General features: G+C 68.4%; 12 protein-coding genes. 7 read left to right on the top strand and 5 right to left on the bottom strand.

Translation table 11 applies throughout. The features are described from left to right. Positions 1–2 precede the first annotated feature (2 nt). Complete coding sequence (locus AC0662_RS10920) at positions 3–848, top strand: hypothetical protein (RefSeq protein WP_452194021.1); 846 nt, start codon at positions 3–5, stop codon at positions 846–848. On the opposite strand, the gene AC0662_RS10915 is transcribed toward AC0662_RS10920, so the two are convergent. Both AC0662_RS10915 and AC0662_RS10910 read right to left on the bottom strand, forming a co-directional pair. Then, positions 832–1,311: an NUDIX hydrolase gene (locus AC0662_RS10915; protein ID WP_452194019.1), complete on the bottom strand. Its 480-nt coding sequence runs from the start codon at positions 1,309–1,311 to the stop codon at positions 832–834. The genes AC0662_RS10920 and AC0662_RS10915 overlap by 17 nt on opposite strands. Positions 1,312–1,348: 37 nt before the next feature. After that, positions 1,349–2,188, bottom strand: a complete 840-nt coding sequence (locus AC0662_RS10910) for a helix-turn-helix transcriptional regulator (RefSeq protein WP_478299960.1) — start codon at positions 2,186–2,188, stop codon at positions 1,349–1,351. 182 nt (positions 2,189–2,370) lie between these two features. Between AC0662_RS10910 and AC0662_RS10905 the strand changes: the two genes are divergently transcribed. From AC0662_RS10905 to AC0662_RS10885, 5 genes are all read left to right on the top strand, one after another. Next, on the top strand, positions 2,371–2,784 hold the full coding sequence (locus AC0662_RS10905; RefSeq protein ID WP_452194015.1) for an SDR family NAD(P)-dependent oxidoreductase: 414 nt from the start codon (positions 2,371–2,373) through the stop codon (positions 2,782–2,784). A gap of 22 nt (positions 2,785–2,806) precedes the next feature. Then, entirely contained in the window at positions 2,807–3,043 is a 237-nt protein-coding gene (locus AC0662_RS10900; protein WP_452194013.1) for a Rossmann-fold NAD(P)-binding domain-containing protein, read from the top strand. 220 nt (positions 3,044–3,263) lie between these two features. Then, the gene (locus AC0662_RS10895; protein WP_452194011.1) at positions 3,264–4,991 is read left to right on the top strand and encodes an extracellular solute-binding protein; all 1,728 of its coding nucleotides are present in this window, start codon (positions 3,264–3,266) and stop codon (positions 4,989–4,991) included. Positions 4,992–4,995: 4 nt separating this feature from the next. Continuing rightward, entirely contained in the window at positions 4,996–5,919 is a 924-nt protein-coding gene (locus AC0662_RS10890) for a carbohydrate ABC transporter permease (RefSeq protein WP_478299958.1), read from the top strand. A gap of 6 nt (positions 5,920–5,925) precedes the next feature. Continuing rightward, positions 5,926–6,900, top strand: a complete 975-nt coding sequence (locus AC0662_RS10885; protein ID WP_478299956.1) for an ABC transporter permease — start codon at positions 5,926–5,928, stop codon at positions 6,898–6,900. Between the two features lies 1 nt (position 6,901). On the opposite strand, the gene AC0662_RS10880 is transcribed toward AC0662_RS10885, so the two are convergent. After that, positions 6,902–8,158, bottom strand: a complete 1,257-nt coding sequence (locus AC0662_RS10880) for an MATE family efflux transporter (RefSeq protein ID WP_452194005.1) — start codon at positions 8,156–8,158, stop codon at positions 6,902–6,904. Positions 8,159–8,254: 96 nt separating this feature from the next. Here AC0662_RS10880 and AC0662_RS10875 point away from each other — a divergent pair, with 96 nt between their 5' ends. Continuing rightward, a complete protein-coding gene (locus AC0662_RS10875) occupies positions 8,255–10,960 on the top strand; it encodes an alpha-(1->3)-arabinofuranosyltransferase domain-containing protein (RefSeq protein WP_478299954.1) in 2,706 nt (901 codons plus the stop codon). On the opposite strand, the gene AC0662_RS10870 is transcribed toward AC0662_RS10875, so the two are convergent. Together AC0662_RS10870 and AC0662_RS10865 are read right to left on the bottom strand one after the other, a co-directional pair. Next, entirely contained in the window at positions 10,849–11,904 is a 1,056-nt protein-coding gene (locus AC0662_RS10870) for an acyltransferase family protein (RefSeq protein ID WP_478299952.1), read from the bottom strand. The two genes, AC0662_RS10875 and AC0662_RS10870, sit on opposite strands and share 112 nt — an antisense overlap. Continuing rightward, the gene (locus AC0662_RS10865) at positions 11,901–12,701 is read right to left on the bottom strand and encodes a class I SAM-dependent methyltransferase (RefSeq protein WP_452194001.1); all 801 of its coding nucleotides are present in this window, start codon (positions 12,699–12,701) and stop codon (positions 11,901–11,903) included. The genes AC0662_RS10870 and AC0662_RS10865 overlap by 4 nt, the downstream gene beginning before the upstream one ends.

Raw genomic sequence — 12,701 nt, 5'->3', positions numbered from 1 at the left:
CCGTGGAGCCGATCCGGCCGTTTCGCTGGGACCTGATCCGGCCGGACCACCTCGGCTCGCTACTCGACGACGTCGAGGTGTGGGAGCTGTTCTTCCTCGAGGACCTGGTCCGCTGTGCGGCCCGGGTCCTCGGCCAATGCGGCAACGGCGAGCTGTACTTCGTCGGCCGCTCGGTCGACAGCCTGTTCGACCTCTTGAGCGGCGCGCTGGCGGACACCGCGTGGAGCTCACGGCTGCACCCGCTGCCGCTGTCGTTGTTCGGCATGGACGGGCGGGCCGTCACCGGCGCGGAGCTCTGCCAGCTTCGCACCAACCTGGCTGCTGCCGGTCTCGCGCCGTCCGACCTGATGCGCGGCCGGCCGACAGTCTTCGTCGACCTGGTGTCACAGGGTTCGACCTTCGAGAACCTGTACGCCGTCCTCCGCCGGTGGATCGAGGACGAGCACGCGCAGTGGGACGTGATCCGGCGACTGCTCCGGTTCGTCGGGATCACGCCACGCACGAAGACCAGCCCGAACACGTGGCGCTGGCAGCAGCACGCCGACTTCGCGGGCGAGTTGCCGGCGTCGGCGATTCGGAACGTGTCGCTGGACGGGCGCCTGTGGTCGTACTTCGGTGACTACCAGTACAAGACGGCCGCCTCGTTCCGGCGTACCAGGTGGTCGGATCCGGAGGTCGCGGATCCTCGGCGTGACGAGAAGACACGGATGGCGCTCGCGGAGGCGGTGCGGGTGGTCGCGGCGGGAAAGTCCGCCAAGGTACGGCGGCAACTCGCGGAGCTGCTGACGAAGGAGCCGGCGATCCGCGAGGGCTGGCTCCGGGAGCTGCAGGTCAGTCTTCGGGCGTGATGTAGACCGGCGTCGGGTCGGGGGAGAGGGCGTGCTTGATGCAGGTGTGCTCCCGGTCCGTCAGCTCGGGTAGGTCGTTCAGCGGCCACCAGCGGACGTCGAGGGACTCGTCGTCGTTGACCCTGGGCTCGCCACTGAGCGGCCGGCAGCGGAAGCAGATGTCGAGGAACTGGACCTGGTCGCCGTTCGGGTAGCTGGCGGGCGGGAGTGACTCGAAGCTGACCAGGCGGTCGATGGCTGCCTCGACGGCGGTCTCCTCCTGGATCTCGCGGATCAGGCCGACCGCCGGCTGCTCCCCGGGCTCGAGGATCCCGGCCACCAGGGACCAGCGCCCGTTGTCCGCGCGCTGTACCAGCAGCACCTCGTCCGCGTCGTTCAGCACCACCGCGGTGAGGCCGGTGAGCCAGAGCAGGTCGTGCCCGATCTTCTCGCGCAGGTCGAGGATGAACTTCGGGGTCGGCATACGCCCGACCCTACCGGCGCCGGAGCGATCAATGCTGTCAGTGGATTGCCTGCGCTCCGATCACGGACAGCAGCTGCAGCTTCTCGTAGCTCTCGCTGCCGGGATGGGCGGTGTAGACGAGCAAGCGGTGTGACTGCTCCGGATCCAGCAACGACTGGCAGGTCAGCTCCAGCGCGCCGACCTCGGGATGGACGAAGCGCTTCACGTCGTTCGGACGGACGCCGACCTCGTGGTCGTCCCACACTCGCCGGAACTCCTCGCTCTGCTCCAGGAGGAGCCGGGCGTACTCCGCTCCGCGGGACTCCGGCCCGCGGAGCGTGACGACCTGCCGCAAGCCAGAGCAGAACATGCGCGTCAGGAACGGGTGGTCCTGCGGGGCGTATAGCTGTCGCGTGCTCGTGTCGGTGAACCATCGGTACCCGATGCTGCGGGCCGGGCCGGTGTAGCTGGTCGTGTCTCCGGTGAGCGCGACGCCGAGCGTGGTCTGCCGCAGCGTCTCGCCGAGCTCGGTGACGATCTCCGCCGGGGTGTCGTCGAGGCGGTCGAGGATGCGGAGCAGGCCGGGACTGATGTGCTCACTCGTCGTTCCGCGGGTCGGCGGGTTGTGCCCGGCCAGCCGGAACAGGTGATCGCGTTCGTCGAGCGAGAGGTGGAGCCCCTGCGCGATCGAGGCGATCATCTGCTCGGACGGCTGAGGTCCGCGTTCCCGCTCGAGGCGCGAGTAGTAGTCGGTCGACATGTGGCACAGCACGGCCACCTCCTCGCGCCGCAGCCCGCTCGTCCGGCGGCGCTGTCCGCGCGGCAGGCCGACGTCCTCCGGCTGCAGCAGCTCGCGACGGCGGCGCAGGAACTCCGCCAGCCCGGTGCGATCGATCACGACGCCTCTCCTCCTCGGGGTGCTGCCTCGTTTCTACCGTCTGCGGGCCGCGCTAGCCACGGACTGCCGATCCCCCCGTGATGTGACGAGCCTGGGATCGGGAGGCCGTGGTTACCGCTTCGCTGCCGACCGAGGATCGGTACTGGGCGCTACTTGGACCACCACGAGAAGGAGCAGAACCAATGCGACGTACGCCGATCGACATCAGCGTTCCCGACCTGTCGGGGAAGCGCGCCGTGGTCACCGGCGCGAGCGACGGGATGGGGCTCGGGATGGCAACACGGCTGGCCGCGGCCGGGGCGGAGGTGGTCCTGCCCGTCCGCAACCCGCGCAAGGGCGAGGCCGCGATCGCCGCGATCCGGCGAACGGTGCCGGAGGCGAGCGTGTCGCTGCGCAGCCTCGACCTGTCGTCGCTGGAGTCCGTGGCGGCCCTCGGCGAACGTCTGCGCGACGAGGGACAGCCGGTCCACCTGCTGATCAACAACGCGGGCGTGATGACACCACCGAACCGGCAGGCCACGGCCGACGGGTTCGAGCTGCAGTTCGGCACCAACCACCTGGGTCACTTCGCGCTCGCGCCCCGAGCTCGGCCGTAGCCAGGACACGCCGCAGGTTCGTTTGATCCGGGCACTCTCGGCCCGCGGCATCCTGATCGGCACGGTCGATAGCGCCAAGCTCCCGGCCTTGATGGCCGCGACCGGAGCAGGCACCTTCTACGGGCCAGGCGGCCTGGGTCAGCTCGGCGGAGGTCCGGCAGAGCAGCGCCTGTACCCACCGCTCCGCAGCCGCGCGGACGCCGAGCACATCTGGCGCATCTCCGAAGAGCTCACGAAGACCACCCTCCCCACAGCTTGACCCGTCCAGCGCTTGCAAGAAACGTACGGGTGAAACGTTCAGCGGTAAACGCTTTCATGCAAGATCCGGACAGTGGTCGGCCGATTTCGGTCGGTGACCGCCGACCTCTTCCGTAGCGTCCTGATCTATGTCATCCTCCCGGGCAAAGATCCGAGATCCTATCGGATATCCCCTATCAGCATCGGGAGGCGGGATGCGGGAAGACCTGAGGACCACTCCGGTGAGACGACGGGCAGTCGTCGCCGGAGCGCTCGGGATCGCGGCAGCGGGCGGCAGTGGCCTGCTGAGTGGTTGCAGCTCCGGCGCGGCCGCGACCGGTGCCGCCGCGGACAGCCTGAGTGCGCCGCCCACCGAGCTCGGCCGGGAGCGCACCGGCATCAACTACCCGCCCGGGTACGTCGGCCCGCGGGCCCGCGAGCGCCGCGCGGTCGTGACCGAACCGGCCACGTTCACCATCGTCGTACCGCAGAGCCTGACGGTCGGCGATTGGGCGAAGAACGAGTTCACGCGCTGGATGGAGCAGCAGACCGGTATCCGGATCCAGTGGCGCCAGGTGGCCGGCAAGGGCAATGACGCCGAGACGATGACGAAGGTCAACGCGATGATCGCCGCGGGCGACGTACCGGACGCGTTCCTCGGGATCACGTTCACCCGCTCGCAGCTCTACCTGTACGGCGCGCAGAACCTGTTCGTGGACCTGAACCCGTACCTGGACAAGTACGCGCCGAACCTGCAGCACGCGATGAAGGACTACCCCGAGGCGCGCAAGCTGATGGTGTCGCCGGACAAGGGCATCTACAGCTTCCCGGACATCAACGACTGCTACCACTGCCGCGCGTCGAACGGCCGCGCGCTGCTGAACACCGAGTGGTTGCGCAAGGTCGGTCTGGACATGCCGACGACGACCGACGAGTTCCGTGAGGCGCTGACCGCGTTCAAGAAGGCCGATCTCGCGGGCAACGGCAAGACCATCCCGTTCGGCGGCTACAAGGACGCGCCGCTGGACACCTACTTCATGAACGCGTTCGTCTACAACCCGGGCGACCCGTGGCTGGTCGTCGACGACGGCAAGGTCGGCGTCTCGTACCTGAAGGACGAGTGGCGCGAAGGCCTCAAGTACCTGCACGGCCTGTACCAGGACGGCCTGCTGGCGAAGGACATCTTCACCGCGAACGAGGACCAGATCAAGCGGTACGGCGACAACCCGGGCGGCCCGATCCTCGGTGGCGCCCGCGTCTACTACTGGGGCTCGTGCATGACGCTGGACCTGTCCGACCCGAACGCCCGCTGGCGGCAGTACCGCACGATGGAGCCGCTCAAGGGACCGGAAGGCGTGCAGGTCGCGCCGTGGGACTACCTGAAGGTCGGCCTCGAGGTGTCGACCCTCGTCGTCACCCGCAAGTGCAAGCGCCCGGACCTGCTGGTCCGCTGGGCCGACTACCAGATGGACCTCGAGGTCGTGCTCCGCTCGTACGCCGGTCCGGACATCCGCTGGTCCGCGAAGGGTGACAAGGGCATCAACGGCAAGCAGTCGATCTACGGGTACGACTCCTGGAACACCGACGCCACCAAGGGCAAGACCTGGGACCAGTTCGGCGTGATGTACCGCTCGGGCGACTTCCGGCTGGCCGAGCGGGTGAACCCGACGAAGCCGACGTTCGAGTCGCCGCTGTACGAGCAGAGCCGGGACTACCTGTTCCCGCACAAGCAGCCGATGGAGCAGCAGTTCCCGCCGGTCACGCTGGAGGCCGACCAAGCCGCGCAGGACGCCGAGATCGGCCTGAACCTCAAGGGTGAGGTGACCACGTCACTGGCGAAGTTCGTCACCGGGAAGCTCGACCCGAACGACGACGGCCAGTGGAACGACTACAAGGACCGCATCAACCGGATCGGACTGAAGCCCTACCTGGAGATCCAGCAAGCCGCCTACGAGACCTACCAGGGGTGATCTGATGGCCACCGCAACCGCCACACCGGGTGGCGCGCCCGCTCCGGTGAAGGAAACCCGGTCCGACCGGATCGTGTCGATCTGCAACTACACCGCCCTCGGCCTGTTCACGCTGGCCGTCCTCTACCCGTTGGTCTATGTCCTGAGCGCGTCGCTGAGCGACCCGAAGAACGTTGTCTCGGGCAAGGTCTGGCTCTGGCCGGTGGGCTGGAGCACCGAGGCGTTCAAGGCGATCTTCGACTACGACTCGATCGTCAGCGGTTTCAGCAACTCGGTGATCTACGCGATCGGTGGTGCGCTGATCGCCACCGCGCTGACCCTGCTCGCGGCGTACCCGTTGTCCCGGAAGGGGTTGCCGGGCAAGGGCCTGATCATGGGGCTGTTCGTGTTCACGATGATGTTCAGCGGCGGGCTGATCCCGACGTACCTGGTGGTGGACCGGCTCGGGCTGATGAACACCCGGTGGGCGATCCTCCTGCCGGGCGCGCTCGCGGTCTGGAACATGATCATCACCCGGACGTTCTTCCAGTCGACGATCCCCGAGGAACTCAACGAGGCCGCGAAGGTCGACGGCTGCACCGACTTCGGGTTCTTCTGGCGGATCGTGCTGCCGCTGAGCAAGCCGATCATCGCGGTGAACCTGCTGTTCTACGCGGTCGCCCAGTGGAACTCCTGGTTCAGCGCGCTGATCTACCTGACCAACGAGCACCTGTTCCCGCTGCAGATGGTGCTCCGCCAGATCCTGATCCAGAACCAGTTCGACCCGTCCCAGGTCCGCGACACCGCCGAGCTGATCCGGATGAAGGAACTGCAGGAGCAGCTGAAGTACTCGCTGATCGTGATCGCCACCATTCCGCCACTGCTGATCTACCCCTTCGTGCAGAAGCACTTCGTCAAGGGGGCCATGGTCGGCTCACTGAAGGGCTGACGCGCAATGGCTACAGACACCTTGGTACGTCGTACTCCCGCGCACAGCTCGACGCGGCAGAAGAAGGAGGCGCTCGGGTTCGGGGCGCGGATGCGGCGGCACTGGCAGCTGTACGTGATGCTCGCGCTGCCGTTGATCTGGCTGGCGCTGTTCGCCTACTGGCCGATGTACGGCGCGATCATCGCGTTCAAGGACTACAACGTGATCGACGGCATCTTCGGCAGCCGGTGGGTCGGCTTCAAGCACTTCGAGCGGTTCGTCGAGTCGTACCAGTTCGGGCGGCTGCTGAAGAACACGCTGATCCTCTACACCTACGAGTTGCTGGCGACGTTCTGGCCGCCGATCCTGCTGGCGCTCGGCCTGAACATGGCGCGCCGGCGCTGGTTCCGGCGGTCGGTGCAGCTGATCACCTACGCGCCGCACTTCATCTCGACGGTGGTCGTGGTCGGCCTGATCGTGGTGATCGTCGACCCGAACAGCGGCGTACTGAACCAGGTCCTCGGGCACTTCGGGATCGGGCCGATCGACGTCCTGAGCGACCCGAGCTACTTCCGGCACCTGTACGTCTGGTCAGGCGCGTGGCAGACGATGGGGTTCTCGGCGATCATCTACCTCGCCGCGCTCACCAGCGTCTCGCCGGAGCTGCACGAGGCGGCGATCGTCGACGGCGCGTCCCGGCTGCGACGGATCTGGCACATCGACCTGCCGGCGATCCGGCCGGTCGCGGTGATCCTGCTGATCCTGAGCATCGGGTCGATCATGTCCGGCGGGTTCGAGAAGGTCCTGCTGCTGCAGAACACGCTCAACCTGCAGACGTCGGAAGTCATCGACACCTACGTCTACAAGCTGGGCTTCGCGTCGCAGGTGCCGCAGTTCAGCTACGCCGCGGCGATCGGGCTGTTCCGGTCGGTGATCGGTCTCGCGCTGCTGGTGATGGCGAACACGATCGCGCGGCGCTTCTCGAAGTCCAGCCTGTGGTGAGCTAGCTCGATTGGCGGTGCAGGCCGGTCGCCAGGCCGGCCGCGAGCACGAGGGCGCAGGTGCTGGTCATACCGGCCAGCACCTTCACCCCGTTCAGACCGGTGGCGGCGCCGGTGCCGAGCACGATCACGGCGGCCACCACGAGAACGACCAGCCCGATCCAGATGGCGAGCGCCGTGCGCTTCTCCTGCTGCGCGATCGCGGCGTACACGACCAGCTGGAGTACGGCGTACGCGGAACCGGCGACCGCGAACAGCCAGGTGTAGGGACCGAGTGGCGCGTACTTCTCCTTGCCGCCGATCACCTCGACGACCAGGCCGGGCAGGATCAGCGTCCCGGCCACGGCGCAGGCTCCCAGGCCCGCGACGGCGAAGATCGCGCGGCGCAGCCGGCCGGTGTCGCCGGGGGAGTTGGCGAGCGACGGGAACACCAGGACGATCACGAACTGCGGCAGGAACAGGCAGGCCTTGGCGATGATCAGACCCGCCGCGTAGTACCCGCTGTCCTTCTCGTCGAGCAGAGCGCGCGCGATGAGTACGTCGGCGTTGGCGAGCGCGAAGAAGGCGAGCAGGGTGTGCGTGCCGTGCACGGTCTCCCGCAGTACCTCCCGGATCTCCTTGTGGGTCGCGCCGGTTGATCCGCGCAGGAAGAACTGACCCAGCAGAGCCGGTACGGCGGCACCGACAGCGAGACCCGCCATGGCCCAGTCGAGCGACGGGTGCACGACCAGCGCGCCCCCTCCGAGCACCAGACGGCCGATGCCGCTCGCGGTGTAGACCGCGGCGAGCTCGGTCCAGCGCTGGCTGCCCTGGAGAACGCCGAGCTGCGAACCCATCAGCGTCAGGCCGCCGAGCGTCGGGGCGAGCAGCACGATCGCGACGAAGGAGTCGATGTTCAGCAGCCACATCAACAGCGGGGTGATGACGATGCTGAGCAGCGTCAGACCGAGTGCGGACCGGCGGCCCGCGCGCAGCGTCGCGTCGGCGAGCTCCTTGGCGCCCTCACCGGTGTGAGTGGCGAGCTGACGGGCGCCCGTGGCCTGCAGACCGAGTGACGCGACGTTGCCGATCAGCAGTAGGCCAAGCAGCGCCGTTATCGCTCCGAACTGCTCCGGCATCAGCCGGCGGGACGCGATCAGCGTGAATCCGTAGGCGGCGATGTTCATGATCGCCATCGCGACGGCGACGACCGTGGCACTGCGCAGGAAGGAGGTGCGGGGAGCCTGCGGTTGCGGCGTCGGGGTGGTGCCAGAAGTCATACTGCCGCTGCCTCGGATCGTTCGATGACGTTGCCGGACCTCACGGTACGGCAACGATGCCGTCGGGGACCTGCCGGATCCGTTAGTGTCCCGCCGGTGAGGAGGCTGAAAGCGGGTAGTTCGGAGCAAGTGGTCTGGCGGGCACGACTGGTGCTCGGATGCTTGGCTCTGATCGCGCTCTGCTTCCAGCAGTCACCCGGCAAAGTTCTCCCGGACAGCAGGCTCGAGCTGACTGCCGGCCCGCGCGGCGTCCTGTCTCGCGCTCTGCATCTGTGGGACCCACACACCGCATTCGGGCAGTTGCAAACCGACGCCTACGGCTATCTGTTCCCCATAGGTCCCTTCCACTGGCTGCTCGACACACTGTCCGTGCCGGACTGGGTCACACAGCGCCTCTGGTGGTCACTGGTCGTCTGCGTCGCCTTCCTCGGCATGTGGAAGCTCTGCAATGTCCTGCAGTACGGCGTCCCATGGACGCGCCTCGTCGCCGCTCTCCTCTACGCCGTCGTGCCGCGGACGTTCGGTGAGCTCCCGATCGAGGTGTGGCCGATGGCGATGGCTCCGTGGGTGCTGATGCCTCTGGTCTCATCACGGGTCCGGTCCGGCTGGTGGCGCGCCAGTTGGTCCGCTGTGGCGTTCGCACTGATCGGTGGAGCCAATCCGGTCGCGAGCGCAGCCACACTCGTCGTACCGGCGGTCTGGCTGGTGCGGCAGCGCAAGCTGAGGCTCGGGCTGGGCTGGCTCGGCTTCGTCGTCGCGGCGTCGATCTGGTGGCTCGTCCCACTCGCGCTGCTGATCCGGTACGGCGCTGCGCCTGAAGCACCGCGGTGGGTACCGGTCGCCGGCGTGGTCGTCGGGATGCCGCTGGCGTTTGTCGTCGCGCACTACCTACGGCGGCTGGCCACTGTGTCGGTCTCACGAGGACTTCACCGCCGCGTCGTACCTGTCCTGGTCACCTGTGTGGCAGTGGCTGCGGCCGTGCCAGTCGTGTTCATGCGGCAGGACGCAGCGATGGCAGCGATTCCGAAGCACTGGGACGAGGCAGCGGCCTGGCTGGACGCGCAGTCCGCTCCCGGCAGTGTCCTGCTGCTGTCGACGGCGACCGAACCGCTCGCCGCGCTCGTCGACCGACCGATGGCTGGGTTCACGGACGACGTGAAGAGCCGCGTCGACTCCGGTGTGGGCGACCAGACGCTGCGGCAGGAGCTCACGCGCAACGGGGTCCGCTACGTCGTGGTGCGCAACGACGTCGCGGACGGCGCGCCGGCGTTGGCGATCCACGAGAGCCTGGCCGACGCAGGCATCGCGCGGGTCGCGTACTTCGGTCCGGCCGGCCAGACCCGCCTGCCGTACCCGAGTGTCGAGATCTACGACGTCGGTGCGACGTCAGCGGGGCGGCTGATCCCGCAGTCGCGGCTCGTGGCAGTCGGAGGCACGGCTGACGACGTACCGACCGTGGTGACCGCGCTCGGTGGTGACGGGGGAGCGGTACTGCGCGCGGACGCGGACGGCAAGCTCGATGGGCTGCCGCAGATCGCGACCGACGCTCCCGACCAGGCGGGCGGCAAGCAGCCGAGCGCAGTGGTGCTGTCGAACCGGGGGATCGGGCGGTCCAGTTGCCTGCACGTGGGTACGCGCGCGGTGTGCGATCCGGACCAGGCCAAGGTCTCGGACGAGCCGAACGGCCTGTCCCGGAGCGTGGAGCTGCCGCAAGCCGCGTCGTACCAGGTCCGTGGGACGGCGTTGCCGCAGGACGGCGAGACGCTGGAACGGCTGCTCGCCGTACCCGGAGCGATCACCGCCACCGCGTCCTCGCGGGCCGTCAGCGCACCGGAGGGGCGGCCCGGCGCGGCCGTCGACCGTGACCCGGGGACGAGCTGGACGGCGAGTCCGGACGACCCGACGCCGAGCCTGACGCTGCAGTTGCCGACGGCAAGGGAGGTGCACGGGCTGCGGTTCGGGTCCGACGCGTACCTGAACGGCTCCCGGCCGGCCGAGGTCAGCCTGCGCTTCGACGGCGGCTCCCCGGTCCGGCTCACGGTCGGTGCCGACGGGTCCGTGCAGTTCACCGCCCGTCCCGCGCGGACGATCCAGATCGACTTCACCGCGACGAAACCGCTGCAGGACACCCGGCGCAGCCCGGTCGGTGTGACCGAGATCGAGGTGCTCGGTGCGGACGAACTGCGCAAGGCCGTCGACCCGAACCGCCGCGTGCCGTCGTACTGCGGAAACGGGCCGGCTGTCCGCGTGGACGGCGTACAGGCTCGCACCGAGGTCGCGGCGACGATGCGGGAGCTGCTGCAGCGACGACCGGTGTCGTTCAGCCTGTGTGCTCCGGCGCCGGCCCTCCCGCTGCGGTCCGGGCATCACAAGGTGGAGGTGCTGGCCAACGGTGGACTGGTGCCGACCGAGACCACACTGGCGAAGGCAGGGTTCGGCGACGTGTCGGTGACACCGGTGCAGGGCGTGGACGTCTGGCGTCCGAGCCCGACCGCGCTGACGGCCGAGGTGCCGGGTGCGGCCGAGCAGTCCGTGCTGACGATCGCGCAGAACTACAGCGACGGCTGGGAGGCGTACGACGGCAGCGGGCGGAAGCTCACGCCGATCCGCGTCGGCGGGTGGCAGCAGGGCTGGATCCTGCCGGCCGGTCCGGAGCAGGCGGTCACGGCCGGCTTCATGCCCGACCGGACTTACCGGGCCGGACTGCTGCTCGGGTTCGTCGCGCTGCTGTCGGTCTTGGCGACGGCGGTGTTCTTCCGTCGCATGCCGAAACGCACCACTGGCCGCTCGAAGAAGCGGTAGCTGACCGCTGCGAGCACTACCGAAAGCAGCAGCGTCAGAGGTAGCTGGAGCGCGAACGGTTCTTTGAGCAGTCCTAGTACGACGAACTGGTACGCGACAACGCCGTACGAGAGTCGGGCAGCGATCTGCGCCGGGCGACTGCCGAGGAGACGGACTGTGCCTGCCGTCGGCGTCAGGATCGGGAAGAGCACGCAGGCGACGATGACCGTGTAGAGCAGGTTCTTGATGAGTGCCTGCGCCGGTGTGGCGATGGAGTGGTCGTACGGTCCGGCAATCGGGGTCGCGGCGACCAGGAGGAGCGCGGCGGCGATTCCCCAGAGCGTTCCGGGGACTCTGGTCAGTGCGTCGAGTGTGGACGGTCCGAGCCGACCTGTGGCGCGGGCCACCTGCCAGAGTGCCAGCCCCATACCGACCGCGAACCAGCCGAGGTACCCGGGCAGCCACAGGCCGGCATCCGGCTGATCGGTCGCCGTGACCGCGGCCATCCAGACCGGACCGATGACCGTGAGGCCAAGCAGGACCAGGAGCCGCCATTGGACGCTCCGGCGCGTGGGCCGCTCGTACCCGGTCAGCAGCCTGCCCAGACCGGGCAGGAGCAGATAGAAGAGGAACGGCGTCAGCACAGCCCACTTGAGGGGCGTCGTCGCGGGGTGCTCGACGAACACCAGCGACAGCACCACGGTGATGAGCAACGCGGGCAGGATGCGCAGCGCGCGCCCACGGAGGTACGGCAACGTCAGCGGCGGCTCGGTGCTGGAGAACCACGCCAGCACGTGAGGGCGGTAGAGCAGGAACCCGGACACCGCACAGAAGATCGCCCAACCGACATCCAACCGCGACACCACGCCCGCGAAGGGTGCGTGCGTCTGCAGCCCGACCTGCGACACGATCACCGCCAGCGCGGCGATCACACGCAGCCCGTCCACTGCCGGGAACCGGGTCATCCGCCCGCTCCCTTGTGAGCGGTCCAGATCGCCGTACCGGGAACGAACTGCCCGCGTTCGGGACCCCAGCCGCCCCAGATCAGCTCGTGTCCGGCCGGCCACTCCGGCTCGAGCAGGTCGTCGACGACGAACCCGGCGCCGGTGAGCTCACGGATCCAGTCGCCGGTGGTGCGGTGGTGCTCGGCGTACACCGGCGTACCGGAGGCGTCGACCTCGACGTACGGCGTCCGGTCGAAATACGAGTGGGTGATCCGCAGGCCGGCCGGTGACGGGTCGTCGGGCATCGTCCAGCGGAACGGGTGGGTCACCGAGAAGACGAGTAGGCCCGCTGGTTTCAGTACGCGCGCGATCTCGCGGAACGCCGTACCCACGTCGGCGACGAAGGGGAGGGCGCCGAAGGACGAGCAGGCGATGTCGAAGGTGGAGTCGCGGTAGGGGAGTGCGACGGCGTCTGCGGCGACCGTGCGGACCGGGGTGCCGGTGCGCTCGTCCAGGGTCTTGGCGATGCGGAGCTGCTCGACCGAGATGTCGAAAGCAGTCACGTTCGCGCCCTGCGTCACCAGCCAGCGGGCGCACTGGGCCGCACCACAGCCGACCTCGAGGATGCGCTTGCCGCGGACAGGTCCCAGGAGCTGCGCCGACTCCTCGTCGACGCCCTCGGGCGACCAGATGAACCTGTCGTCACCGAGGAACTCACCGTGCTCCGCCAAGTACTCATGAGCCACCGCGTCCCAGTACGTACGACTGGCCCGCGAGGTCTCCACCTCGGTCAGCTCAACCCGTACCGGCTCATTCAC

Source organism: Kribbella sp. NPDC043289, from assembly GCF_056436705.1.
Note: the sequence above shows the minus strand (reverse complement) of the source record. Positions and strands in the feature narration are given on the sequence as shown.

Bases quoted from the DNA above. Each gene is read 5' to 3' on its own strand.
- AC0662_RS10915 (WP_452194019.1), bottom strand. From the start codon at position 1,311: ATGCCGACCCCGAAGTTCATCCTCGACCTGCGCGAGAAGATCGGGCAC.
- AC0662_RS10905 (WP_452194015.1), top strand. From the start codon at position 2,371: ATGCGACGTACGCCGATCGACATCAGCGTTCCCGACCTGTCGGGGAAG.
- AC0662_RS10890 (WP_478299958.1), top strand. From the start codon at position 4,996: ATGGCCACCGCAACCGCCACACCGGGTGGCGCGCCCGCTCCGGTGAAG.
- AC0662_RS10885 (WP_478299956.1), top strand. From the start codon at position 5,926: ATGGCTACAGACACCTTGGTACGTCGTACTCCCGCGCACAGCTCGACG.
- AC0662_RS10880 (WP_452194005.1), bottom strand. From the start codon at position 8,158: ATGACTTCTGGCACCACCCCGACGCCGCAACCGCAGGCTCCCCGCACC.
- AC0662_RS10870 (WP_478299952.1), bottom strand. From the start codon at position 11,904: ATGACCCGGTTCCCGGCAGTGGACGGGCTGCGTGTGATCGCCGCGCTG.